Origin of the sequence: Kribbella sp. NPDC058693 (assembly GCF_042715335.1) — a bacterium.
Taxonomy (GTDB): domain Bacteria; phylum Actinomycetota; class Actinomycetes; order Propionibacteriales; family Kribbellaceae; genus Kribbella; species Kribbella jiaozuonensis.
Map to the genome: position 1 here is coordinate 475,520 of NZ_JBHXSQ010000004.1, position 24,372 is coordinate 499,891.

The following is a 24,372-nucleotide window of genomic DNA, read 5'->3' on the forward strand; positions in this document are numbered from 1 at the left end:
GCCGCTCCAAGCTCCCGCCTACTCGGCGGAGTACTCGTCTTCGAGGAGTGAGTAGAGCAGGGAGTCGCGCCAGTCGCCGTTGGTGAAGACGTGGTCGCGGAGGTGGCCCTCGTAGGTGAAGCCGAGGCGTTTGACGACCGCGATCGACGCCTCGTTCTCGGGGCCGATCGCGGCGGTGACCCGGTGCCGCCCGAGCTCGCCGAAGGCGAACCGCAGCAGCACCCGGGAGGCGTCCGTCGCGTAGCCGTGACCCCAGTGGTCCGCGCCGATCGCGTACCCGAGCTTGGCGCCCCAGGCGCCGCTCGGTGCGATCCGCGCGAACCCGATCACGTGGTCGTCGTCCGGCCGGGTGACGGCCAGCATGTAGTCGGGGCGGTCCTCCTGGCCGGACCGCTGGACGATGCCGGCCAGATTCTGCTCGGCCTTGGCCCGGTCGTAGCTGTCGAACGCCATCCACGTGGTGACACGGTCGTCACCCGCGATGGCCAGGTAATCGTCGAGGTCAGTGGTCCGGAATTCACGCAGTGTAGTCAGCTCGCCGCTAAGCGGGTCCATTCGCGCAGATTACCGGGGATACGACTGCATCGGAGTCCGGGTAAAGGTCTCGATCTCCTCCTGCAGCTCCCTGGCGTCGTCGGCGCGGCCGGACTGCCGCAGCGCCTGGTGGACCCGGCGGGCCGAGTGCACCACGCCGTTGATCCGGCGCTCGGTCGGCAGCGTCAGCACCGGGGCGAGCGCGTCGGCCGCGCCGTCCAGTTCGCCGCTCGAGATCCGGGTGATCGCCATCGCGGCGTGGCTGCCGGCGGCGTCGCCGAAGGCCCACTCCGGGTGGTTCTGGTCGGTGTACGCGTCGACTGCCTGGGTGGAGTACCGCTGCGCCTGCTCGACCTCACCAGGCAGCTGGGCGAGGGCGTCCGCGGCGTAGTACAGCTGGCGGTTGCGGCCGAACGTGCACAGGCCGCCCATCTCGTCGAGGTCGTCGTTGTGGACCGAGTTCCAGGCCTCTTCGGCCCGCTCGAGCGCGGCCCGGGTGGCCTCCGGGTTGCCGAGCGCGGCCCAGGCGCGGGCCTCGCTGACCGGCAGCCAGACGCTGGTGGTGCTGTTGGCCTGCTCGGCGTACCCGGCGCCGAGCTGCGCGTACCGCACCGAGTCGTGCGGGTTGCCGGCCCAGTAGGAGACCAGGGACTGCAGGCCGCGCACCCAGGCGCGCAGGCCGTGGTGGTCGGCGTTGTCCGCGCACATGAACGCGGTCCGCGCCTGGGTGAGGGCGGCGTGGGGGTTGCCGAGGTCGTGGGACGCCTTGGCGAGCAGGCCGCCGGTGACGCCGGCCAGGAAGTACAGCTGGCGGTGGTTCTCCGGGCGCTGGCGGCTCTCCAGCAGGCCGAAGACCAGGTCCTGGGTCTCGACCAGCTGGCCGAGGATCTCCGGCAGCGGGCGCTGTGGGTACGCCTGGGCGGCATGGCGCACGTCGTCGTACACCTGTTCCATGGCCTCGCTTCCGAGGCCGGACTGGGCCGCGAGGGCAAATGCCCTCGCGCGGCTGGCAGCCATGTCGAGAACCTCCATCTCGTTACCTGTCGTGATCCGTCCACTCGCGGCAGGTGCCGGCACCACCTGGGCGGCCTGTTCGGCGACGTACGGCGCGAGGAGCTCCTCGACCGGCTTGCCGAACATGCGTTGCAGGGTGCGCCGGGTCTGAGGAGTGGTCCCTGCGCGCTCGCCCGATGCGAGCCGACGCAGGTGCCGCTCGGTGATGGTTCCACCCAGCTCGACGAACTCGGCGACGATCTCGGAGTAGGTCTGGTTCCGGCGCTGGATCAGGTGCGCCAGGACCGTCTTTGGCGCGTACCTACCCGCCATCGTTCCTCCCGTTCACGTCAGTACAGACGTTGTCTCGACTCATGCCCCACGACAAGGTGCTGTCCCCCAGATGTCCGTCAGAGGACCGGAAGAGGTCCGGCAAAGGTCCGGTCCAGGTCCTAGAGCGGTCACGGTGGGCTCGTGCACCATTACTGCCATGACAACCAGTAAGTCCAACTGGTTGCAAGGCCTGAGAGTTACGGGGTGAGAAGTAGTGAGCATCGCGGAAGTGACGGCGAGACAGCACCGGCGCAGAGTTCGGGTCTGGTTCGGCGAGCACGTGATCGCGCAGTACGTCGCGGAGGCGCCCTTGGCGGCCCGCTACGAACAGGCAATGCGGCGCCGTTTTGCCGGCCTGAAGGTCACCAACGACCTGCTCGGGCCACTCGACTCCACCGACTGAAACACCTGTTGTAGCCGCACCACCTTGAGGCGTCCGGGTCCTCCTCAGACCCGGTCCGCTGCGCCCTGAGGTCTCCTCACGCTCAGGGGCAGCTCTTGGAAGGTCCGGGGCATTCCTCAGCTCCCGGACGAAACCCGAGGTGCGGTCCGGAGCACTCCTCAGCTCCGGACCGCACCGCCCTCCCGAACCCGGCTGGGCCTGGCGGTTGAGTTCCCTGTATCGCCGCCGCCCAGCCGTTCCAACCACCTCCTGGCCGACACCTCGGGCCAGGCAGGGACGAGTGTCCTGGGCGGTAGGACACCGGAGGCCCCCGTCACCTCACCGGGAGCCTCCCCCTGAGGTGGCCGGCTCCGAGTGTGACCGCCGCGCCTGGGCGGTCACACTCGGAGCCCCTTAGAGATCCGCCAGGGCGTGCGACCCGGTCGCCGTCAGCTCGTCACCGGTCGGCCACTCGCGCTCGACCAACGGATTCGTCACCGTAGCGAGCTCGACCGGGTCCCCCGCTCAGCGGTCCGCCTGTAGGTCGGCGAGGATGCCTTCCGGGTCGTAGAGGATTCGCATCCCGTCGCCGACTACTTGCCGGGTGCCCGGGTCGACCGGGTTTAGGTTTGCCCACGTGGTTGCGGTGACGCCGAGTTCGAGCTCGAGGCCGGAGGCGCGGGCGATCCGGATCTCGGTCAAGTACGGGCCCCACGGCTGGCGGCGTACTACGGCCACCGCACCGAAGGCCTCCAGCCAGGCGTCGTCGGCGAGGTACTTGTCCGGTACGTCGGTCAGTAGGACGAGGTCCACGTCCGACGTCATCCGGGCCGCGTCGCGCGCCCAGGAACCGACCATCGCCATGCCGCGGATCTCCGGCTGACTCTCTGCCCACCGGACCGCGGCGGTCAGTACGTCGTCCACCTCTTGCCGGCGGACCGACGGGTCGGCGACGTAGACCGCGAACGGCGCATCAGGCTGTACGTCGGGCGAGCCCTCGGCCCAGCCTTCCGCGCGGATCTCACCGGCGTACCGCATCCCGAGCCGCTGCATGACCGCCTGGGACGCGGTGTTGACCCGCTCGGTCAAGGCGATCACGGCCTGAGCGCCGAGGGTGCTGAACGCGAAGTCGAGTCCGGCGCGGCCGATCTCGCCGGCGAGCCCACGTCCGCGTGCCGACTCCTTCAGGGCCCAGCCGAGCTCAAGCCGGTCAGCACTCCACTCCGGTCCGACCAGCTCAGCGATGGCCGCAGCGGTCGGTGAGTCGGCCGGGATCCGCGAGAGGCCGCCCCGACCCGCCACCGCGCCGGTCCGCTCGTACGCGATCCACTTGCCGACAGAATCACGCTCCCAGCCCGCCTGGAGGTTCGCGACCTGCGCGGCGACCTCCTCTGGCGACCAGTGCGCGTCGTACCAGCGGGCCACCCATGGATCGGCGAATACCTCCGCCAGGTCCGCTGCATGTCCGGGCAGGACCCCATTTGGTCCGGTGACCGGCTCCAGCCGGAGGCGGTCGGTGAACCTGGTCCGGACCGCGTGCGCCACCAGGTCCCGCAGTCGACGGTCGCCATCGGTTCGGTTCACCATCAGCAGGTCAAGGTCGTCCGGTCCGGCCCAGGCGGACGCGTCGTGCTTGCCGGCTTCGAGACGCGGCTGGGTCAGGTCGCCGTCGACGGTGATGAGGTAGTCGACCTCCCGCCGTACCCGGCCCTCCCATTCCCACTCCCAGTCCGCGACGGTCCAGACGATGTCGCGGACCTTCCAGCCCGTCTCCTCCTCGACCTCACGCGCCAACGCCTGCTCCGGCGTCTCGCCCGGTTCGAGATGCCCGCCGACGATGTCCCAGATCCCGGGCAGCAACCGGCGCTCCGCCGTACGCCGCTGGAGGTAGACACGATGCTGCTCGTCCCGGATCAGTGCACCAACACAGTCGACCGCACGCATGCGACCAACCTAGTTGGTCACCGATAGCCGCTACCGCCGCACGATGAACAGGGCGTGTAACCGCCGCTGCACTGCCCGCAGTTCTTGTAGGACCCGTCGTAGTCCTGGTACGAACCACGGCCGTTGCACGACCAGCACATCTGTTTGCCGTTCGAGCACGCGGAGCACGGCTGCTTCGTCGGCCCGGCCGTCATCCAGTTGGACGCCGAGGTCGACTGCTGCGCCTGCAGACCGCCTACCTGCGGACGGTTCGCCGCACGTGTCCGACGGTTCGCCATACGTGCCGCGATGCAGTCGGCATCAGCCCTGGCGACCGGCGGCCGGATCCGGATGTAGTACCACAACGCCAACGGAATGCTCAGCAGCACCAGATAGGCGACCACGGGCAACAAAGCCCACAGCCACTTCCGTTTGCCGGCCTGCTTCCAGGCGTGACCGTGCAGTCGCAGCACGCTGACGAACATCACCAATGACGTGAACAGGCTCGCCAAAGCGATCAAATTGAGTGTTTTCATCCCCGCCCCCAGTTCGGAGTATGTGCTGCGCATCGCAGCCGCACAAGGGGGATCAGGCGTTCTGAAGCGGCCGTTCGACGACGCGGTTCGGCATGAAGACGACGGCGATCACGAGGAGTACGGCTGCGATCGCAGCGCCGTAATACACGTCGTGGATGGCAGGGGCGAGTACGTCGCTCGGCAGCTTCTCGAGGTCCTCGTGGTCACCGCCGAGACGTGCAGCGACCACACCGTTGGCCACGGCACCGAACACGGCCACACCGACCGCACTGCCGACCGAGCGGGAGAACATGTTGGCGCCGGTCACCACGCCGCGCGTCTGCCAGTCCACCGACGACTGTGCGGCGACGACCGACGGCGAGGCGGAGAAGCCGAGGCCGATACCGATCACGAAGCACGCCGCGGCCAGGTGCAGCACGGAGCTGTGAGCCCCGACCGTCAGCAGCAGGCCAGAGCCGAGTACGACGATGATCGCGCCCATCAGCATCGTGGTCCGGAAGCCGACCCGCAGATAGATGCGTCCGGCAAACGATGCGGCGATCGGCCAGCCCAGAGTCATTGCCGCCAAGGCGAATCCGGCGACGAGAGCCGACGTACCGAGCACACTCTGCGCGTACAGCGGGACGTACGTCGACAGCCCGATCATCAGCAGACCGATCAGCAGCGCGGCCGAGTTCGCCGAGTTCAGAACTCGTTGCCCCAGCACCCAGAGCGGCAGGATCGGCTCGGCGGCGCGGCGCTCGACCAGTACGAACGTGGTCAGCAGCACGATCGCCGCGGCCAGGATCACGATGCTCGCGGTCGAGTCCCAGTCCCACATCACGCCGCCCTCGAGCAGCCCGAGCAGCAGCAGCGAGCCGCCGACCGCGAGCAGGATCCCGCCGGCGTAGTCGATCTGGTGGCTGGTCTTGGTCGCGACCTTCTCCTCGAACCGGCGGACCAGCACCCAGGCGGCCGCCGCCCCGAGCGGGATGTTCACGAAGAAGATCCACCGCCAGGAGATGTAGTCCGAGAACACGCCGCCTAGCGTCGGCCCGACGAACGACGAGATGCCCCACACGCTGGCGATGTAACCCTGCACCTTGGCCCGCTCGGCGACCGTGTAGATGTCGCCGACGATCGTCATCCCGATCGGCTGGATCGCCCCCGCGCCGAGGCCCTGGACCAGCCGGAACGCGATCAGCGCCGGCATGCTCCAGGCGAACCCGCACAGCACCGACCCGAGGATGAACAGCCCGACGCCGAGCAGCATCATCGGCTTCCGCCCGCGCTGGTCGGCGAGCTTGCCGTAGATCGGCACCGACACGGCCTGCGCGAGCAGGTAGATCGAGAACAGCCAGGGGAACTGCGTCAACCCGCCGAGGTCGTCGACCACCGACGGTACGGCGGTGGCGAGGATCGTCGCGTCGATCGCGACCAGCCCGACGCTCAGCATCACCGCGAGCAGAATCGGACCCCGCTCCGACCGAAGCCCCACACTCGTCCGGTCGATCCGCTCAGTAGTCATATTACTGAATAATGTATGTGAATCGGCAACAATTCCCCACGCGCTGATCGCCCACTGGACGGCGGCGCGCGCGGCCAGGACGGTGGGCTCACGGACCGTTACGCTCCGGTGGGTGAGGATGCGGGACGGTCTGGTGCGTGCTGTCGTGCTCGTGGTGACCGTCTCGCTCACGCTGGTGCTGCTGCCGATCGCGATCAACGTAGGCACCGGCGGGACCGCCCCGGCCTTCCTCGAGCCGTACGTCGGTCTGGCGTGGCCGCTAATCGGAGTCCTCTGGGCGGCGACGATCGTCACTGCGTTCCTCGAAGTACGCAACCGCCGCCTGCCCGTCGTCTCCAGCCGCAGCGCCGACCAGCCGCGCAACCGGACGAACGCGCTCGCCCGCATCGACCGCTACCTGTCCGAACGCCGGGCCGGCTCGCTCGCCTCGCGGACGCGCATCGCGCTGGCCCTGGAGGAGCACCCGGACGCAGTGGTCCGTCCGTACGACCTGCTCGTCCAGCCGCTCGACCGCGAGCCCAGGCGGGTCCCGAACGAGGCGGACATCGCGAACGTCTTCGACGAGCTCCAGGACTCGATGCTCATCCTGGGCGCTCCTGGCGCCGGCAAGACCACACTGCTTCTGGAGCTTGCCAGAAACCTCGCCGAGCAGGCACAGGCCGACGACAGCCTGCCGATCCCGGTCCTGCTCGACCTGGCCGGCTGGACCACCCAGTCCGGCCGCCAGAGCGACGACGACCCCAACGACAGCGCACTGCTCGCCAGCTTCGTCCGCTGGCTGCTGTACGAGCTGAGCGACCGCTACGGGATCCCGGCACCGGTTGGACGTACCTGGTTGCGTGACGGCCGGCTGGCCCTGCTGCTCGACGGACTCGACGAGATCAACGAACCGGATCGCGCCAAGCTCGCACCGGTCCTGGAGGAGCTCCGCCACAACTACCTGATCGGTCCGATCGCGGTCACCTGCCGCACGGCCGACTACGAGCGTTTGCCCAACCAGCTCAGGCTGTACGGCGCAGTACACATCAGACCGCTCACGCGACAACAGGTCCTCGACTACTTCGCCGCTGTCGGCTCAGCACTTGACGGTGCTCGGACAGCGATCGAGCAGGACGACGAGCTCTGGGACCTGGTCAACTCGCCGCTGATGCTCAACGTGATGATCCTGGCGTACCAGGGCCGAGCGCCAGAGGACGTGCTTGCAGGTGGGGTCGCCGACCTGCGGCGTGAGCTCTTCGACACCTACATCTGCGAGGTGCTCGCCCGGAATCGCAAGACAGCAAGGCAGTACGACGCGAAGACCGCAGTACGACGGCTGTGGTGTCTGGCGTGGTGGACCCGCAGCCGGGCCGGCGACCGCACCGCCGTACCGCGGTGGATGACGCCGAACGGGTGGTTCGGACTGTCGTTGCCGGACGTGGACTACCTGACGCATGCGGTCTGTCTGCCGGCGCTGTTCGCTGCAGTGAGTGCGGGCGCGACGCTGGTGATGATCGCGCAGTACGGCGCGCTTGCCGGCCTGGCTGTTGCTGGTGCAGCGCTCCTGCTTGTGCACCTCAGGCCGCACTCGTGGCAGCGGCTGACCGGGCGCGCACCGGACCGCGGACTGTTGTTTGCCCTCGTGTTGCTCACGGGGATGGCGGCGACCGTCTTGGTGACTGTGGCTGCGTTGGGGCTGGTCGAGCTGCTGACCGCGAAGGTTGCGCTCGCTGTCGAGGCGGTGGTGATCGCTGGGTCGTACGCCGTCGAGTTCGTCATCTTCCACGACAACTCGCGCCGGTTGCTGCTCGGTCTGCGGCTGGCTGCGGTTGTGGCTGCTAGCTGGATCGCGTTGAGCCTCGGTGACGCGACGTCTTTCGCGTCCGGTGTGGCGATCGGGCTACTCGTTGCCCAGGGCATCCGAATGGTGAAGTCGCTGCCGACCGACCATCTACCCGCCACACCGGACAAGGGCTGGCGGATGGACCCGTGGGTCGGCGGTGGGGCCGTTCTCGCCTTCATCGTCGCCGTAGCTCTGGGTGCGGAGCTGGCGTCACCGCAACTGGAGGCGGTGGTCGGCGTGCTGGTCGGTACCGTCGCGGCGAAGCCCTGGCGGCGGCGACCGCCTGTCCTCGCTGGACCGCTGTCCCGGCTGCTCCACGACTCGCTGCTCCGCTGGACCGGGTACCTGCCGTGGCATCGCCGCGCTTTCCTGCGGTACGCCGCCGATCGCTACGTGCTCGCGCACACCGGGCGTGGCGAGTACGCGTTCATCCACCTGCTCGTTCGCGATCACCTGGCCGAATGCGCTCCGGATGAGCTTGCGGCGAAGGTCGATCGGCGGATCGCGGAGCGGGCCGCGGCTCGTTGATCGCGTAGCCGATCAGGCTGCAGCAGACGACCAACGCGATCAGGGTGCTCAGGGCGAGTCGCAATGAGGTGTGCTCGGCGATCGTGCCGAGGACCGGGGTGGCGACGCCGCCGATGCTGACGGCGAGGCCGAGTGTCATCCCGCCCGCCGTACCGACGCGTCCCGGGAGGAAGTCCTGCCCGAGCGTCACATGCAGCGAGAACGGGATCGACATCGCGATCGCGGTCAGAGCCAGGAAAGCGAAGAACGGCGGGCCGGGGATGAACACCAGGCAGGCGATCGCGGGTACTGCGACGGCGTACGACGTACGGAGTGTGGGGATCCTGCCGTAGCGAGTGGCGAGCCGGCCGCCGATCAGGGTGCCGAGCGCGCCGGCGGCGAAGAGGATGAAGAGGGCGATGCCGCCGGTCGTCGTACCCTCGCCGACGCGCTCGCCGGCGTACAGCGCGATGAAGGTACCGAGGCCGACGAACACGATCGAGCGGCAGATCAGGATCGCCGACAAACGCAGGAACGACGGCCAGTCGTCGGTGCCTGCCGCCTGGCGGCGGGTGACCGCGGCCGTGGCGCGCGAGCGGATCGCCCAGGAGGTGATCGCGGCGCCGACGAGCGCGGGTACGACGAGGACCGGGGTCAGCGAGAGGCCACCGGCGGCGATGATCGGGGTGACGAGGAGCGGTGCGAGGGCGAAGCCGACGTTCCCGCCGACGGAGAACCAGCTCATGCCGACGTGACTGCCGCCGCTCACGACCCGGGCCATCCGCGCGGCCTCCGGGTGGTACGCCGCGACGCCGAGGCCGGACAGCGCGGCCGCGAGCCAGCTCAGCAGGTAGGTGTGACCGACGCCGATGAGGGCGATGCCGAGTCCGGCGGTGGTCATCGCTACCGGGATCAGCCAGGTGAGCGGGCGGCGGTCGGTGAGTATGCCGAACACCGGCTGGACGACGGACGAGAGCAGGGTCGCGGCCAAGGTGATGCCGGACACCGCGACGTACCCGAGGCCGCGTTCGGCGACGAGGAAAGGGACGAGTGCGGGCACGCTGCCCTGGTAGACGTCCACGCAGGCGTGGCCGGTTGCCATCAGTCCGATCGGTCGAAGTCTTCTCACCACTCGATCGTTGTCGCCGGGCGGGGTGTCCGGCTTCCGATAAAATGCCAATCTATGTCGGAAACCCGCCAACGCCCCGCCACCACCGGCCACCGCCCGATCGAGGCCGGCGGCGGGATCGAGGCGCACTGGCACGACCGCCACCAGATCGTGTACGCCGGCCGCGGCGTCCTCTCCGTCACCACCGACGCCGGCAGCTGGGTAGCCCCCGCCACCAGAGCCATCTGGATCCCCGCCCAAACCCTCCACCAACACCGCGCCTACGGCGAAACCACCCTCCACACAGTCGGCCTGCAGGAGAACCCGCTCGGCCTGAAGGTCCCGTCAGCCCTCGTCGTCACCCCCCTCCTCCGAGAACTACTCCTCGCCTACACCACCTACGAAGAGAACGAGGGGTCGGCGGAGCGGGAGCGGTTGCGGGGAGTGTTGCTGGATCAGCTTCGGCGGTCGTCTCAGCGGCCTACGTACTTGCCGACTGCACGTGACCCCCGGCTTGCGGCGGTGTGTGACCTGCTGCGGGACAACCCGGCCGACAACAGCACGTTGACGGAGTTGGGTCGTGTGGTGGGTGCGAGTGAGCGGACGTTGAGCAGGTTGTGTAAGGCCGATCTCGGCATGAGTTTTCCGCAATGGCGGACTCAGTTGCGGTTGCATGAGGCGCTCAGGTTGCTGGCTGAAGGGGAGTCGGTGACGCGGGTGGCGCACCGGACCGGCTGGGCATCGGCCAGTGCGTTTATCGACACCTTCCGGCGCGCCTTCGGTCACACCCCCGGCTCGCGCAGAGCCTGATCCAGGATCCGGCTCCACTGCCGCACGATCCCGCGGCGCCGCGCACTGTCATCCGTCAGCAAGTCAGCCAGCCCCAGACCACGCGCCATGTCCAGCACCCCCTGCACCGTCTCCCGCACCCCCGGCGTCCGCTCGCTGACCTCCAAGACCTCCAGCAGCGCCCGATGCGCCTGCCGCCCCACATGCGACTCCAGCCGCACGATCTGCCGCCGCAGCGCATCCTCGGTCGAAGCCGCCACCCACAGATGCAGCGCAGCCCGGAACAACGGACCGGTGTACACATCCGCCAGCATCCCGACGATCGCCTCGGTCCGCCCCGCCCCGCTCGGCAACCCAGCCGCCTGCGCGCGGATCTCCGCCAGCCGCACCTCGGTCATGTACTCAACAGCCGCCGCGAACAGATCCGCCCGCGTCGGAAAATGATGCTGCGCCGCCCCCCGCGACACCCCGGCCCGGGTCGCCACGACGCTCACCGTCGTCGCGGCGTACCCGACCTCGGCCAGCGACTCGACCGCCGCCTCCAGCAACCGCTGCCGGGTTGCCCGCGACCGGTCCTGCTGCGGTGCCTTGAGCACCTCACTCACGCGCGGCCTCGCGAGCACGCAGTTCCCGCCGCAGGATCTTCCCCGACGCCGCCTTCGGCACCGCCTCGATGAACTCCACCTGCCGGATCTTCTTGTACGGCGCCACCCGCGCGGCGACGTACTCCATCACGTCCGCCTCGGTCAGCTCGGCACCGGGCATCGGCACCACGAATGCCTTCGGTACTTCGTTGCCGTCAGCACTGACCCCGATCACCGCCGCATCCGCGATCCGGTCGTCGGTCAGCAGCACCGCCTCGAGCTCGGCCGGCGGCACCTGGTACCCGTGGTACTTGATCAGTTCCTTCACCCGATCCACGACGTACAGATAGCCACGCGCGTCGACCCGCCCGATGTCCCCGGTGTGCAGCCACCCGTCCCGGTCGATCGTCGCGTCGGTGTCGGCCGGGCGCCCGAGGTACCCCTTCATCACCTGCGGTCCGCGGATCCAGATCTCGCCCTCGTCCGCATCGTTGCCATCGGCACCGACCAGCCGCATCTCGGTCGACGGGAACAGCTTGCCGACGGCACCGGGCGGCGGCTCCGGGTCGTCCTGCGGTACGGCGTGCGTCCCCGGCGACAACTCCGTCATTCCATAAGCCTGCAGTACGGCGTGCAGCCCGAGCCGCTTCGCACACGCCTCGGCCAGCTCCCCGTCCAACGGCGCCGCCGCGGACGTCACGTGCTTCAAGGCCGACAGATTCACACCGTCAACGGCCGGGTGCTTGGCCAGCGCCAACACCACCGGCGGCGCCACGAACGCCCGCGTGATCCGCTGCTCGTCCAACGTGGTCAGGAACTGCTGCAGGTCGAACTTCGGCAGCACGACGACGGTCGCGCCCAGCCGCAGCGGCAGGTTCATCAACACGGACAGCCCGTAGATGTGGAAGAACGGCAGGATCGCGATGATCCGCTCCTCCTCGGCGAGCGTGATCATCACCTCGGCCTGGGAGATGTTCGTCCCGATGTTGCGGTGCGTGAGCATCACGCCCTTGGCCGCGCCGGTCGTGCCGCTCGAGTACGGCAGCACCGCAACGTCCTCAGCGGGATCGATCGTCACCTCCGGCTCGGGGCCTGTGGACGCGAGCAGCTCCTGCACCGAGCGGTACCCCTCGGCCTGGTCGCAGACGAAGATCTCCGCGACGTCCGTCCCTTCGATCGCCGCGGTCGCGACCGGCAGGAACAGCGAAATCGTCACCAGCAACTTCGCCTTCGAGTCGACCAACTGCTTGTGCAGCTCGTCCGCCGTGTAGAGCGCGTTTACCGTGGTCACGGTCGCGCCGGCGCGCGTGGCGCCGTAGAACACCACCGGATAGAGGATCGTGTTCGGGCTGTAGAGCGCGATCACGTCACCGTGCCGGATCCCGAGCTCGGCGAGGCCGGCCGCGACCCGCCGCGTCATCTGGTCGAGCTGCGCGTAGCTGATCTCTTGGCCGGTGACTCCGTCGACCATCGCGGGCCGATCGCCGAACTCCTGGGCTCTGCCGAGGACCGCGTCGTGGATCGGTACGTCGAGCACCTCGACCGGCGGGAACTCGCTGGTGATGATCATTGGCCCCACTCCTTAGTACGACTTGGGCAGTCCCAGGCTGTGCTGTGCTACGAAATTCAGGATCATCTCCCGGCTGACCGGCGCGATCCGGGTCGCGCGGGCGGCCGAGACGAGCGACGCGACGCCGTACTCCATCGTCATGCCGTTGCCGCCGAGCGACTGGACGGCCTGGTCGGTGGCCCGTACGGCGACCTCGCCGGCGGCGTACTTCGCCATGTTCGCGGCCTCACCAGCACCCATGTCGTCGCCCGCGTCGTACAGCGCGGCGGCCTTCTGCATCATCAGGCGGGCCAGTTCGAGCTCGATCTTGATCTGCGCGAGCGGATGCGCGAGACCCTGATGAGCACCGATCGGGGTCTTCCAGACCTGCCGTTCCTTCACGTACGCCGTGGCCTTGTCGAGCGCATGCCGCGCGATCCCGATCGCGAACGCCGACGCCATGATCCGCTCGGGGTTGAGCCCCGCGAACAGCTGCATCAGCGCCGCGTCCTCGGAGCCGACGAGCGCTTCACGCGGGAGCTGTACGTCGTCCAGGAACAAGGCGTACTGCTTGTCCGGGCTGATCAGATCCATCTCGATCTGCTTGAACTCGACGCCCGGCGCATCGGTCGGCACGATGAACAACGCCGGCTTGAGCTTGCCCGTCCTCGCATCCTCGGTCCGGCCGACCACCAGGACTGCCTTCGCCACGTCGAGGCCGGAGATGAAGACCTTGCGCCCGGTCAGCGACCAGCCGTCGTCGGTCCGGCGGGCGGTCGTGGTGATCTGGTGCGAGTTCGAGCCGGCGTCGGGCTCGGTGATCGCGAACGCCATGATCGTCGTACCGTCGGCCAGCCCGGGCAGCCAGGTCTGCTTCTGCTCGTCGGTGCCGAAGCGGGAGATCACCGTGCCGCAGATCGACGGCGAGACGACCAGCATCAGTAGCGGGCAGCCGGCCGCGCCGAGCTCCTCGCCGACGATCGACAGGTCGGCCATGCCGCCGCCTCCGCCGCCGTACTGCTCCGGAAGGTTGACGCCCAGGTACCCGAGCTTGCCGGCCTCCAGCCACAGCTCGGTCGTGTGCCCGCCGGAGCGTGCCTGGCGGTTGAACCACTCGTAGCCGTACTTCCTGCCCAGGTCGCTGACGACCTTCCGCAGCTCCCGGCGTTCCTCGGACTCGACGAAGCTCATGCTTCCTCCCCAACCACCGCTAGTACGGCACCGACCTCGACCTGTTGTCCCGCTTCCACCTTGAGCTCACCGACCACACCGTCGACCGGAGCAGCGATCGTGTGTTCCATCTTCATCGCTTCCAGCCACAACAGCGGTTGCCCTTGGGTAACTTTGTCGCCGATCTGTACGCCGACGCGGATCACCGTCCCCGGCATTGGCGCCACCAACGACCCCGCCGCCACCTGCAGCGCCGGATCCGCGAACCGCTCCACCGGCGTGAGACTCACACTCCCCAGCGCCGAGTCCACACAAATCAGCCCTTCGTACGACGCCACGTCGAACACCCGCCGTACGCCGTCAACCCGCAACACCACCCGCGTCGGGCCGCTCTCCACCAGCTGCACGTTGCCCTCAGCAACCAACCCGTCGCGCGTCAGCCGGTACTCGACGTCATGCACGGTGTCACCCACGCGGAAACTCTTCCGCTGTGATTGCGACCGCAGATTCCGCCAGCCACTAGGTACCCGCACCGGCCCCACGCGCCCGGCCGCATCACCCAACGCGGCGGCGAGCGCCGAAACCCGCACCACGCCATCATCCAGCTTCTCCCCGACCCCGTGCTCGTCGAAGAACCCGGTGTCGGTATCACCAGCCAGAAACGCGGGATGCCGAAGAATCCACACCAGCAGATCTCGATTGGTCCCAGGCCCGTGAATCCTGGACCGCTCCAGAGCACCCGCAAGCTGCCTGGCAACGGCGGCGCGGTCAGCCCCGCAAGCGATCACCTTGGCGAGCATCGCGTCGTAGTAAGGCGTGACCTCAGACCCGTCCTCCACCCCCGAATCCACCCGCACCCGCGGCGCCTGCGCCGCCCCCCGCACCCCCGCCGCGAAGGCCGCTGCGCCTGGGCGCCCGCGCTCCACCCGCTCCAGCTGCTCCACCGCGAAGCGGTGGAGCGTTCCTGTTTGCGGGGCCCAGTCGTTCAGTGGGTCCTCGGCGTACAGCCGGACCTCGATTGCGTGGCCGACTGTTCGCGGTGGATCCGCCGGGAGTTGCTCGCCGGCTGCGACCGCGAACTGCAGCTCGACCAGATCCAGCCCGGTGGTCTCCTCGGTGACCGGGTGTTCGACTTGGAGGCGGGTGTTCATCTCGAGGAAGTAGAAGCGCCCGGCGTCGTCCGCGAGGAACTCGACCGTCCCGGCGCCGACGTAGTTGATCGCCGCGGCTGCTTTGCGTGCGGCTTCGTACAGCTCGGACCGCATCGAAGGGATCCGCTCGACCAGCGGACTAGGCGCCTCCTCGACGACCTTCTGGTGCCGGCGCTGGATCGAGCACTCCCGCTCGCCCACCGCCCAGATCGTCCCGTGCTGGTCCGCCACGATCTGCACCTCGACATGATGACCAGCAGCCAGGTACCGCTCGCAGAACACCGTCCCATCCCCGAAGGCAGACAACGCCTCCGCCGACGCCGCATCGATCTCCGCCGCCAGATCCTCGAGCCGCGACACCACGCGCATCCCCCGCCCACCACCGCCGGCCGACGCCTTCACCAACACAGGCAGGTCGTCCGCCGACACCTCCGCCGGCGTCAGCTCGGCCAGCACCGGGACCCCAGCCGCCGCCATCAGCTTCTTCGCCTCGATCTTCGACCCCATCGACGAGATCGCATCCACCGGCGGCCCGATCCACGTCAGCCCCGCGTCGATCACCGCCCGCGCGAACCCGGCGTTCTCCGACAAGAACCCATACCCCGGATGTACGGCGTCCGCCCCCGCCCGCATCGCCGCCTCGACAATCAGCTCGACCCGCAGATACGTCTCACCCGGCGTGTTCCCAGGCAGCTCGACCGCCGCATCTGCCTCGTCGACGAACGGCATCCGCGCATCAGCCGTCGAGTACACCGCGACCGTCGACAGCCCGGACGAGCGCGCCGTACGGAAGATCCGCCGCGCGATCTCGCCCCGGTTCGCCACCAACACAGTTGTGAACATGCGCCTCACATCCGGAAGACGCCGAAGGACGACGTGCCTTCGACCGGGGCTGAGTGGATGGCGGACAGGCAGATGCCGAGCACCGTTCGGGTATCGCGCGGATCGATCACGCCGTCGTCGTACAACCGGCCGGACAGGAACATCGGCAGCGATTCCGCCTCGATCTGCCCCTCGACGTACGCCCGCATCTGCGCGTCGGCCTTCTCGTCGTACGGCTGCCCCTTCGCCTCCGCCGCGGCCCGCGCGACGATCGACAGTACGCCGGCCAGCTGCTGCGGCCCCATCACGGCCGACTTCGCCGACGGCCACGCGAACAGGAACCGTGGATCGAACGCCCGCCCGCACATCCCGTAGTGCCCGGCGCCGTACGACGCGCCCATCAGGATCGAGATGTGCGGGACCTTCGAGTTCGAGACCGCGTTGATCATCTGGGCGCCGTGCTTGATGATCCCGCCCTGCTCGTACTCCTGCCCGACCATGTAGCCGGTGGTGTTGTGCAGGAAGATCAGCGGCGTGTTCGCGCGGTTCGCCAGCTGGATGAACTGCGCCGCCTTCTGCGACTCCTCGCTGAACAGCACGCCGCGTGCATTCGCGAGGATGCCGACCGGGTACCCGTGCACCGACGCCCACCCGGTCGCCAACGACGACCCGTACAGCGGCTTGAACTCGTCGAACACCGATCCGTCCACGACGCGAGCAATCACGTCCCGCGGATCGAACGGGATCTTCAGGTCACCCGGCACGATGTCCAGCAGGTCATCGGAGTCGAGCAGCGGTTCGTCGTACGACGGCTCGGGCGCCGGCCCCTGCTTGCGCCAGTTCAGCCGGGACACGATCTGTCGCCCGAGCCGGATCGCGTCCTGCTCGTCGACGGCGAAGTAATCCGCGAGCCCGGACTGCCGCGCGTGCATCGACGCGCCACCGAGCGACTCGTCGTCCGCGTCCTCACCGGTCGCCATCTTCACCAACGGCGGCCCGGCCAGGAACACCTTCGCCCCGCCGTCGACCATCACCACGTAGTCGCTCATGCCGGGGATGTACGCGCCGCCCGCGGTCGAGTTGCCGAACACCAGCGCGATCGTCGGGATCCCCTCGGCCGACAGCCGGGTCAGGTTGCGGAACATCGCGCCGCCCGGGATGAAGATCTCCTTCTGTGTCGGCAGGTCCGCGCCACCGGACTCGACCAGGCTGATCACCGGCAGCCGGTTCGCCCGTGCGATCTCGTCCGACCGCAGGGCCTTCTTCAGCGTCCACGGGTTGCTCGCGCCGCCCTTGACGGTCGGGTCGTTCGCGGTGATCAGGCACTCGACACCCTCGACGACGCCGATCCCGGTCACCAGGCTTGCGCCGACAGTGAAGTCCGAACCCCAGCCGGCCAGCGGGGACAGCTCGAGGAAGTACGAGTCGGGGTCGAGCAGCAGTTCGATCCGCTCCCGGGCGAGCAGTTTGCCGCGCTTGTGGTGGCGGTCGACGTACTTCTCGCCGCCGCCGGCCAGTGCCTTCGCGTGTTCGGCGTCGAGGGCGACGAGCTTCTCCAGCATCGCCTCGCGGTTACTCATGCGGTGAACCCCAGTCTCTTCGATGCCAGGCCGGTCAGGATCTCCGTGGTACCGCCGCCGATGGCGAGGATCTTCTGGTCGCGGTACTGGCGTTCGACCTCGGCCTCCCGCATGTAGCCGAGACCACCGTGCAACTGCAGCGCCTGATCGCAGACCCACTGCCCGGCCTCGACCGCGGTGTTCTTCGCGAAACAGGTCTCGGCGATGACGTCCTCACCCGCATCCGCACGCCGCGCCACTTCGCGCACATAAACCCGCGCGACCGAGATCCGCCGAGCCATCTCGGTCAACGTGTGCTGCACGGTCTGCCGCGAGATCAGCGGGCGCCCGAACGTCTCCCGCTGACGACACCACTCAACGGTCAGATCCAGCGCCCGCTGCGCACCGGCGTACGCCTGCACAGCCAGCGTCAGCCGCTCAGCCACGAAGTTCACCGCAAGCTGGACGAACCCCGAGCCCTGCGCCCCGACCAGGTTCTCCACCGGAACCCGCACATCGGTGAAGGACAGCTCGGCAGTGTCGGAGCAGAGCCAGCCCATCTTCTCGAGCTTCCGCGACACCTCGAACCCGAGATCTATCGCCAGCAGACTGATCCCGTGCGCACCGGGACCGTCCGTGCGCACCGCGGTCGTCACGAAATCCGCACGACACCCCGAGGTGATGAACGTCTTCGCGCCATTCACCACGAACACGTCACCCTCGCGCCGCGCCGTCGTCCGGATCGACGCGACATCCGATCCGCCGCCAGGCTCGGTGATCGCCAGCGCGCCGATCAGTTCACCGTCCAGCGTTGGTCGGACCCACCGCTCGATCTGCTCCTGATTGCCCGCAGCAACGATGTGCGGAAGTGCGATGCCGCAGGTGAGGAGCGAGGCGACCAACCCACCGGACCCACCCGCGTAATGCATCTCCTCGACCACATCGATTGCGTCGAGCAACGAACCCCCGCCGCCACCGACCGACTCCGGGAAGCCGACGCCGAGCAGGCCGATTGCGCCGGCCTTCTTGTGCAGCTCCCGTGGCAGCTCGCCGTCGCGTTCCCACTGGTCGAGGTGCGGCAGGACCTCGGTGCCCATGAAGCGCCGTACGGAGTCCCGGTAGTCGTTCACAACAAGACCTCCGGTACGTCGACGTACCGGGACCGCAACCACTCGCCGACCGCCTTCGCCTGCGGGTCGAACCGGGCCTGCGCCGCAACACCCTCGCCCAGCAGTCCCTCGACGACGAAGTTCACCGCCCACAGGTTGGGGAGAAGATAGCGAGTCACAGTCAGCGGCTGCGTCTCGGGCAAGAGTTGCTTGAAGAGCTCGACCGTGAGCGTGTGAGCGAGCCAGCGCCACGCCTTTTCGTCGCGCACCCACACGCCGACGTTCGCGTCGCCGCCCTTGTCGCCGGAACGCGCGCCGGCGATGCGGCCGAGCGGGACCTCTCGTGTCCGCGGCGGCCCGCTCGACAGCTGGAGCAGCGGCATCGGCTCCTCGATGTCGTCGACGGGAGCCAGCGGTTCGGTCTCGGCGGCCGGCTCGATCACCGTGCGGGTGCCGTCGGGGAGTACGACTACATGCTCCACCTCGTGGATGTCGACGTACCCGGCCTGGAACACGCCGTACGGCGAACCGTCGCCGGGCGGCGCGGTGACGTGGAAGCCGGGGTAGCTCGCCAGCGCCAGCTCGACCGCTGCGCTGCTGAACGCCCGGCCGACGACCTTCGGGTCCGGGTCCTTCACCGCGCACCGGAGGAAGACGCTCGCCTCCTCCTCGGTTTCGGCGTTCGGCTTCTCGGTCCAGGCCAGCGACCATTTCAGCTCGGTAGGCCGCTTCGGCAGCGCCTGCTCGAGCTGTCGCTGGACCAGCTCGGCCTTCTGCTCCAGCTGCAGCCCGGTGAGCACGAAGTCGACCTCGTTGCGGAACCCGCCGACGCTGTTCAGCGAGACCTTGTACGTCGGCGGCGGTGCCTCGCCCTGGACGCCGGTGATCCTGATGCGGTCGGGGCCGTCGGCGGAGAGCTCGATCGTGTCGAGGCGGGTCGTGACGTCCGGACCGGCGTACCGGGCGCCGGTGATCTCGTACAGCAGCTGCGCCTTGACCGTGTCGATCGTGACCGCGCCGCCGGTGTTGTCGTGCTTGGTGATCACGCTGCTGCCGTCCGCGTGAATCTCCGCGATCGGGAACCCCGGCCGCCCGAAGTCGCGGATCTCGCTGAAGAACGCGTAGTTCCCACCGGTCGCCTGGCAGCCGCACTCGATCACGTGCCCGGCGGCGACCGCGCCGGCGAGTTCGTCGTACTGCGTCCGCTTCCAGCCGTGATGCGCCGCCGCCGGCCCGACGATCACCGACGCATCGGTGACCCGCCCCGTCACCACGACGTCCGCACCAGCCTGCAACGCCTCGGCGATCCCCCAAGCACCCAGGTAGGCATTGGCGGTCAAGGGCTGCCCCAACCCCAGCTCCTCGGCCCTGGGGAGAAGGTCGTCGCCCTCGACGTACGCGATCTTCGGCTGCAAACCCAGCTTGTCCGCAAGCTCCGCGATCGCCTTCGCCAGCCCGGCCGGGTTGAGTCCACCCGCATTGCTGACGATCTTCACGCCCCGATCCAGCGCCTCGCCCAGCCCTGTCTCGAGCTGCTTGAGAAACGTCCGGGCATACCCCAGACCTGGATCCTTCAGCCGATCCCGGCCGAGGATGAGCATCGTCAACTCGGCCAGGTAATCGCCGGTCAGCACGTCCAACGGCCCACCGGTCAGCATCTCGTGTACGGCGCTGAACCGGTCTCCGTAGAACCCGGACGCGTTCCCGATGCGGATCGGTTCGGTCATGCGAACTGCCCCGGCCGCCGGCCCTTCCCGGGCAACCCGGCGAACGCCTGGATGATCCCCAGCCACTCCTCGGCCTGCGCCCCCTCGGCCTCCACAGCGAGGTCATCGCGATGCCGCCGCTGGGTCGCCAGCAGGCAGAAGTCCAGCGCCGGCGCACTCACCCGCTGTTCGGCGTCCTCGGGTCCCCACGACCATGCATCGCCATCCGGCCCGGTCAGCTCGACGCGGAACTGCTCGCTCGGCGGCGTGCGGTCGTTGAGCAGGTACGCGAAGTCCCGCGTGCGCACGGCGAGATGCGCGACGTGGCGCAGCCGGTTGCTCGGCAGGCGCCGTACGCCGAGTCCGTCGAACACGTCTTGCCCGTGCGCCCAGGTCTCCATCAGCCGCGCGGTCGCCATCGAGGTCGGGCTCATCGGCGGTCCGTACCAGAGCACCTTCTCCCCGGCAGGCACCTTCTTCAGTGCCTCGGCGACGTCCGCACGAGTCTCCCGCCAGTACGGCAGCAGCTGCTCCGGCGGCAGCGCCGCGGTCTCGGCCGCGCCGTCGTCGACGTACGTCGTGGGGCTGGCGGCCGCCGTACGCAACGAGGCCTTGAAGCCCTCCGGATCGGTCGCGGCCAGGTGCGCGGCCTCGTCGGTCCAGGCGAGGTGCGCGATCTGATGCGCGACCGTCCACCCCTCGGCCGGCGTCGGCGTGGACCACTCGTCCGCCGCCAGCCCACCGACCAACCGATCCAGCTCCGCACTCTCGGCCCACAAATCAGCCAGTACGACATCCAGTTGCACGCTGCACTCCCTCACCAGGAGACCGTGCGCCGAGCGTCCCACGCCCACCAGAAAGAATCAAGCGTGCTTGTTTTTGCTTCGGTGGTGATCGAAAGGGTGTCGAAGAGGTCTAGTCAGGTGTTACCCAGGACCCATGCATGGTTCGTTGCCGGGGAAGGCAGCTGAGATCCGGGCGTTGTTGCTGAGCCTGATCGACACGTTGCCGGAGGGGGCCGCGCTGCCGCCTGAGCGGGAGTTGGCGGTGCGGTGGAACGTCGCGCGGATGACTCTGCGACGAGCCGTGGACGAGTTGGTGATCGAGGAGTTGCTGGTACGGCGGCACGGGAGTGGCACGTATACGTCCCGGCCGAAGGTGGCGCGATGGCTCGGGATGATCGGGTTCTCCGAGGACATCCGCCGGCGCGGAATGCGGCCGGGCAGCACGATGCTCGAGTTCCGCCATCAGCGGGCCGAGCGGGCCGCGGCCCGGCGCCTGCGGATCCCGGTGGGTGATCCGATCATCGCGTTCACCCGGCTGCGGCTCGCCGACGATCACCCGATGGTGGTCGAGCGCACCACGCTGCCCGCGGCGTACGTACCCGGTCTGCGGGCCGACGACCTCAGCGGCTCCCTCTACGACCTGCTCACCAGCCGCTACGGCATCGACGTCGCCAGCGGTACGTCGCGACTCGAGCCGGTCATGCCCGACGCGAAGACGGCCGGCTGGCTCGACATCCCGATCACCCAGCCGTGCCTCGCCCTGCACGGCATCAGCTTCGACGGCCGCGACCGCGTCTTCGAGTACACCTCGGCCGTCTACCGCGGCGATCGCTACGCCTTCACCACCGAGCTCCGCACCGCCACCCCGAGCCCTCGCGCCAACGCCAAGGGTCTCTGACGCGTCACGGTGATTACTTGACCTGTCGGGGTGATCACTAGGGTGAGACGGGTTATGGATCTGAAGAGCCCGATCAGCACAGTGGTGCCGTCCCTCGACGGCCCGGTGCTGCTGGTCCTGGCGCGGGCCGAGGAAGGCCTGTCCGGGCGCCAGATCCACAAGCTGGCCGAGTCCGGAAGCGTCGCGGGCGTGCGGCTCGTGCTGCAACGGTTGGCCGCGACCGGGCTCGTACACGTCGACGATCTCGGCAATTCGTTGCTCTATCGCCTCAACCGCAAGCACCTCGTCGCGGCGATCGTCGAGCAGCTCGCGGACCTCCGCAGTACGTTGGTCAGCCGGCTGGCCGACGAGATCAACGGCTGGCGGATCCCGCCGGTCCACACGAGCGTGTACGGCGCGATCGCGCGTGGCGACGGTGATCTGGACAGCGACGTCGACCTGCTGCTGATCCGCCCGGACCGGCACGAGTTCGTCGACGTGCTCTGGGAGGAGCAGGTCGGCCGGCTGATGCAGACCGTCGTCGACCTCACCGGCAACCCCGCGCACGTCTTCGAACTGAGCCAGACCGAACTCTCCGGCCACCTCGCCACCGAGGACCCGATCCTCAACGACTGGGTCCAGCCCAGCATCCAGCTCACCGGCGTACCGCTGATGGAGGCCGGCCGCCTGCCGGTCTCAGCCGCCAAGTAGCGGAGCCATCAGCCGCGCGATCACGCTCTCCCGTCGAGTCACCCGCTCCTCGACGTCCGCGAGCGTCATCGCCCGCAATCCCGCGTTGATCCCCAGCCAGCGCAACGGCTCCGGCTCCCACGCCCGCGACCGGTGCCCGACCCACGGCAGGCGCGTCAACGCGGTGTCGCGCTCGAGGATCAGGTCGCGCAACGTGCGCCCGGCGAGGTTCGTCGTACTCACGCCGTCCCCGACGTAACCACCCGCCCAGGCGACGCCGCGCTCCAGGCCGACCGACGCGCACCAGTCCCGCGGCACACCCAACGGCCCGCCCCACGCATGCGTGAACTCCGGCGAGATGTCGAACAGGTCCCGCAGCGTCTTCTGCAACCCCTTGAACACCCGCGGTACGTCGTCGAACCCGGGTTCGATCCGCGACCGGAAGTGGTACGGCGCCCCGCGCCCGCCGAACGCCAGCCGCCCGTCAGCGGTCCGCTGTCCGTAGATGATCAGATGCCGCTGGTCACTGAACGTCGGCCGGTCCGCCAGCCCGATCCGGTCCCACACCTCGGCACTCAACGGCTCCGTTGCCACCATCAACGAGTACACCGGCGCGACGGCCCGTTCCTGCCCGGCCAGTCCGGGCGTGAACCCCTCGGTCGCCCGTACGACGACCTCCGCGCGCACCACGCCGTACGGCGTCACCGCTCGCCCGGGCAGGATCCGGGTCACCGGCGTCTGCTCGTGGATCGTGACCCCGAGCCGCTCGACCGCCGCGGCCAGCCCGCGCACCAGCTTCCCCGGATGGATCGCGGCGCAGTGCGGCGTGAACGTTGCGCCCAGCACCTTTGTCGCCCGGACCTTGGCCGCGACCTCGTCCGGTGTCAGGAACTGCAGGTCTCCCGGTCCCCACTCGGCCGCTGCGTCCACCTCGGCCCGGGCTCGCGCGAGCTGCACCCGGGTCCGCGCCAGTACGACGGTCCCGCCCTTGTGGTAGTCGCAATCGATCCCCTCGGCCGCGCTCACCAGGCCGACCTCGTTCACGCTCGCCTGCATCGCCCGATGCAACTCGATCGCCGCCTCCCGGCTCGACCCCGGCAACGCAGCCAACCGCTTCGACGAGACCGGGAACAGCGCCGAGCACCACCCGCCGTTACGCCCGGATGCCCCGAATCCGGCGGTCTGTGCCTCGAGTACGAAGATGCGCAGCGACGGATCCGCTTTCGCCAGGTAATAGGCCGTCCACAGCCCGGTGTACCCGGCGCCGACGATCACCACGTCGGCCTGCCGGTCGCCCGCGAGCCCAGGACGCTCCGGGAGCGGATCGGGAGCCGACCAGAGGTTCAGCGGACACCCCACGAATAGGTCTGTTTCACCAGCTTCAGGTAGACGAACGTCTCGGTCGCCTTCACGCCCTCGATGGCCCGGACCCGCTCGGACAGCACCTGCAGCAGGTGTTCGTCGCTCTCGCACAGCACCTCGGCCAGGATGTCGAACGAGCCGGCCGTCACCACGACGTACTCGACCTCGTCCATCTTGGCCAGCTCGTCGGCGATCGGCTCGAGCGCGCCCTCGGCCTTGATCCCGATCATCGCCTGCCGGTCGAACCCGAGCTCGAGCGGATCGGTGACCGCGACAACCTGCATCACCCCGGCCTCGGTCAGCCGTTGCACCCGCTGCCGGACCGCGGCCTCGGACAGGCCGACAGCCTTGCCGATCGCGGCGTACGAACGCCGTCCGTCGAGCTGCAACTGCTCGATGATCGCCTTCGCGGTGTCGTCCAGCAGGGTCTGGTTCTTGTCGGGGTTTCCCGTTCGCACTGCCACCTCAGGATCTTTTCACCCGGCCGGGGCGTCAGCAAGCTGCGGAAGCGGAATTCGTTGCGAGATGACCGTTTAGCTTCGGAATCCCTTGTTCAGATCGCCAAGGTTTGACA

21 protein-coding genes are annotated in these 24,372 nt (G+C 68.8%); 5 read left to right on the top strand and 16 right to left on the bottom strand.

Annotation, left to right across the window (positions count from 1 at the left end; genetic code table 11):
• Nucleotides 1–18: 18 nt before the first annotated feature.
• Nucleotides 19–555 carry a GNAT family N-acetyltransferase gene (locus ACFWUU_RS28585; protein ID WP_380179814.1) on the bottom strand — a complete coding sequence of 179 codons (537 nt, stop codon included), beginning with the start codon at nt 553–555 and terminating at the stop codon, nt 19–21.
• Nucleotides 556–564: 9 nt separating this feature from the next.
• Nucleotides 565–1,860 carry an XRE family transcriptional regulator gene (locus ACFWUU_RS28590; RefSeq protein ID WP_137255810.1) on the bottom strand — a complete coding sequence of 432 codons (1,296 nt, stop codon included), beginning with the start codon at nt 1,858–1,860 and terminating at the stop codon, nt 565–567.
• 214 nt (nt 1,861–2,074) lie between these two features.
• Between ACFWUU_RS28590 and ACFWUU_RS28595 the strand changes: the two genes are divergently transcribed.
• The gene (locus ACFWUU_RS28595; protein WP_137255809.1) at nt 2,075–2,263 is read left to right on the top strand and encodes a hypothetical protein; all 189 of its coding nucleotides are present in this window, start codon (nt 2,075–2,077) and stop codon (nt 2,261–2,263) included.
• Nucleotides 2,264–2,767: 504 nt separating this feature from the next.
• Here the strand turns inward: ACFWUU_RS28595 and ACFWUU_RS28600 are convergent.
• From ACFWUU_RS28600 to ACFWUU_RS28610, 3 genes are read right to left on the bottom strand one after another with little or no spacing between them, the layout of a single operon-like run.
• The gene (locus ACFWUU_RS28600; protein WP_380179816.1) at nt 2,768–4,186 is read right to left on the bottom strand and encodes a GNAT family N-acetyltransferase; all 1,419 of its coding nucleotides are present in this window, start codon (nt 4,184–4,186) and stop codon (nt 2,768–2,770) included.
• 17 nt (nt 4,187–4,203) lie between these two features.
• On the bottom strand, nt 4,204–4,701 hold the full coding sequence (locus tag ACFWUU_RS28605) for a hypothetical protein (protein WP_380179818.1): 498 nt from the start codon (nt 4,699–4,701) through the stop codon (nt 4,204–4,206).
• 52 nt (nt 4,702–4,753) lie between these two features.
• Complete coding sequence (locus ACFWUU_RS28610) at nt 4,754–6,208, bottom strand: MDR family MFS transporter (RefSeq protein WP_380179820.1); 1,455 nt, start codon at nt 6,206–6,208, stop codon at nt 4,754–4,756.
• A 118-nt stretch (nt 6,209–6,326) separates the two neighbouring features.
• Between ACFWUU_RS28610 and ACFWUU_RS28615 the strand changes: the two genes are divergently transcribed.
• Nucleotides 6,327–8,558: an NACHT domain-containing protein gene (locus ACFWUU_RS28615; RefSeq protein ID WP_380181771.1), complete on the top strand. Its 2,232-nt coding sequence runs from the start codon at nt 6,327–6,329 to the stop codon at nt 8,556–8,558.
• Here the strand turns inward: ACFWUU_RS28615 and ACFWUU_RS28620 are convergent.
• Entirely contained in the window at nt 8,458–9,666 is a 1,209-nt protein-coding gene (locus ACFWUU_RS28620; protein WP_380179822.1) for an MFS transporter, read from the bottom strand. The genes ACFWUU_RS28615 and ACFWUU_RS28620 overlap by 101 nt on opposite strands.
• Nucleotides 9,667–9,720: 54 nt before the next feature.
• On the opposite strand from ACFWUU_RS28620, the gene ACFWUU_RS28625 reads away from it, so the two are divergent.
• Entirely contained in the window at nt 9,721–10,455 is a 735-nt protein-coding gene (locus ACFWUU_RS28625; protein ID WP_380179824.1) for an AraC family transcriptional regulator, read from the top strand.
• Here the strand turns inward: ACFWUU_RS28625 and ACFWUU_RS28630 are convergent.
• The 8 genes from ACFWUU_RS28630 to ACFWUU_RS28665 are packed head-to-tail and all read right to left on the bottom strand — an operon-like array spanning nt 10,428 to nt 20,890.
• A complete protein-coding gene (locus ACFWUU_RS28630) occupies nt 10,428–11,039 on the bottom strand; it encodes a TetR/AcrR family transcriptional regulator (RefSeq protein WP_380179826.1) in 612 nt (203 codons plus the stop codon). The genes ACFWUU_RS28625 and ACFWUU_RS28630 overlap by 28 nt on opposite strands.
• Nucleotides 11,032–12,588, bottom strand: a complete 1,557-nt coding sequence (locus ACFWUU_RS28635) for an AMP-binding protein (RefSeq protein ID WP_380179828.1) — start codon at nt 12,586–12,588, stop codon at nt 11,032–11,034. Before ACFWUU_RS28635 ends, ACFWUU_RS28630 begins: the two co-directional genes overlap by 8 nt.
• 12 nt (nt 12,589–12,600) lie before the next feature.
• Nucleotides 12,601–13,758, bottom strand: a complete 1,158-nt coding sequence (locus tag ACFWUU_RS28640; protein ID WP_380179830.1) for an acyl-CoA dehydrogenase family protein — start codon at nt 13,756–13,758, stop codon at nt 12,601–12,603.
• Nucleotides 13,755–15,731, bottom strand: coding sequence for a biotin carboxylase N-terminal domain-containing protein (locus tag ACFWUU_RS28645; RefSeq protein WP_380179832.1), 1,977 nt, complete (start codon nt 15,729–15,731; stop codon nt 13,755–13,757). Before ACFWUU_RS28645 ends, ACFWUU_RS28640 begins: the two co-directional genes overlap by 4 nt.
• Nucleotides 15,732–15,736: 5 nt before the next feature.
• Nucleotides 15,737–17,290 (bottom strand): acyl-CoA carboxylase subunit beta, encoded by a 1,554-nt coding sequence (locus ACFWUU_RS28650; protein ID WP_380179834.1) that lies wholly within the window; start codon nt 17,288–17,290, stop codon nt 15,737–15,739.
• A complete protein-coding gene (locus ACFWUU_RS28655) occupies nt 17,287–18,399 on the bottom strand; it encodes an acyl-CoA dehydrogenase family protein (protein WP_380179836.1) in 1,113 nt (370 codons plus the stop codon). The genes ACFWUU_RS28650 and ACFWUU_RS28655 overlap by 4 nt, the downstream gene beginning before the upstream one ends.
• On the bottom strand, nt 18,396–20,105 hold the full coding sequence (locus ACFWUU_RS28660) for an acyclic terpene utilization AtuA family protein (RefSeq protein ID WP_380179838.1): 1,710 nt from the start codon (nt 20,103–20,105) through the stop codon (nt 18,396–18,398). The genes ACFWUU_RS28655 and ACFWUU_RS28660 overlap by 4 nt, the downstream gene beginning before the upstream one ends.
• On the bottom strand, nt 20,102–20,890 hold the full coding sequence (locus tag ACFWUU_RS28665) for a TIGR03084 family metal-binding protein (protein WP_380179840.1): 789 nt from the start codon (nt 20,888–20,890) through the stop codon (nt 20,102–20,104). The genes ACFWUU_RS28660 and ACFWUU_RS28665 overlap by 4 nt, the downstream gene beginning before the upstream one ends.
• Nucleotides 20,891–21,023: 133 nt before the next feature.
• On the opposite strand from ACFWUU_RS28665, the gene ACFWUU_RS28670 reads away from it, so the two are divergent.
• Complete coding sequence (locus ACFWUU_RS28670; RefSeq protein ID WP_380179842.1) at nt 21,024–21,767, top strand: GntR family transcriptional regulator; 744 nt, start codon at nt 21,024–21,026, stop codon at nt 21,765–21,767.
• Nucleotides 21,768–21,821: 54 nt separating this feature from the next.
• A complete protein-coding gene (locus ACFWUU_RS28675; RefSeq protein ID WP_380179844.1) occupies nt 21,822–22,457 on the top strand; it encodes a hypothetical protein in 636 nt (211 codons plus the stop codon).
• On the opposite strand, the gene ACFWUU_RS28680 is transcribed toward ACFWUU_RS28675, so the two are convergent.
• Together ACFWUU_RS28680 and ACFWUU_RS28685 are read right to left on the bottom strand one after the other, a co-directional pair.
• Nucleotides 22,443–23,795: an NAD(P)/FAD-dependent oxidoreductase gene (locus tag ACFWUU_RS28680; RefSeq protein WP_380179845.1), complete on the bottom strand. Its 1,353-nt coding sequence runs from the start codon at nt 23,793–23,795 to the stop codon at nt 22,443–22,445. The two genes, ACFWUU_RS28675 and ACFWUU_RS28680, sit on opposite strands and share 15 nt — an antisense overlap.
• On the bottom strand, nt 23,780–24,262 hold the full coding sequence (locus ACFWUU_RS28685) for an Lrp/AsnC family transcriptional regulator (protein ID WP_137255795.1): 483 nt from the start codon (nt 24,260–24,262) through the stop codon (nt 23,780–23,782). The genes ACFWUU_RS28680 and ACFWUU_RS28685 overlap by 16 nt, the downstream gene beginning before the upstream one ends.
• Between the last annotated feature and the right edge of the window lie 110 nt (nt 24,263–24,372).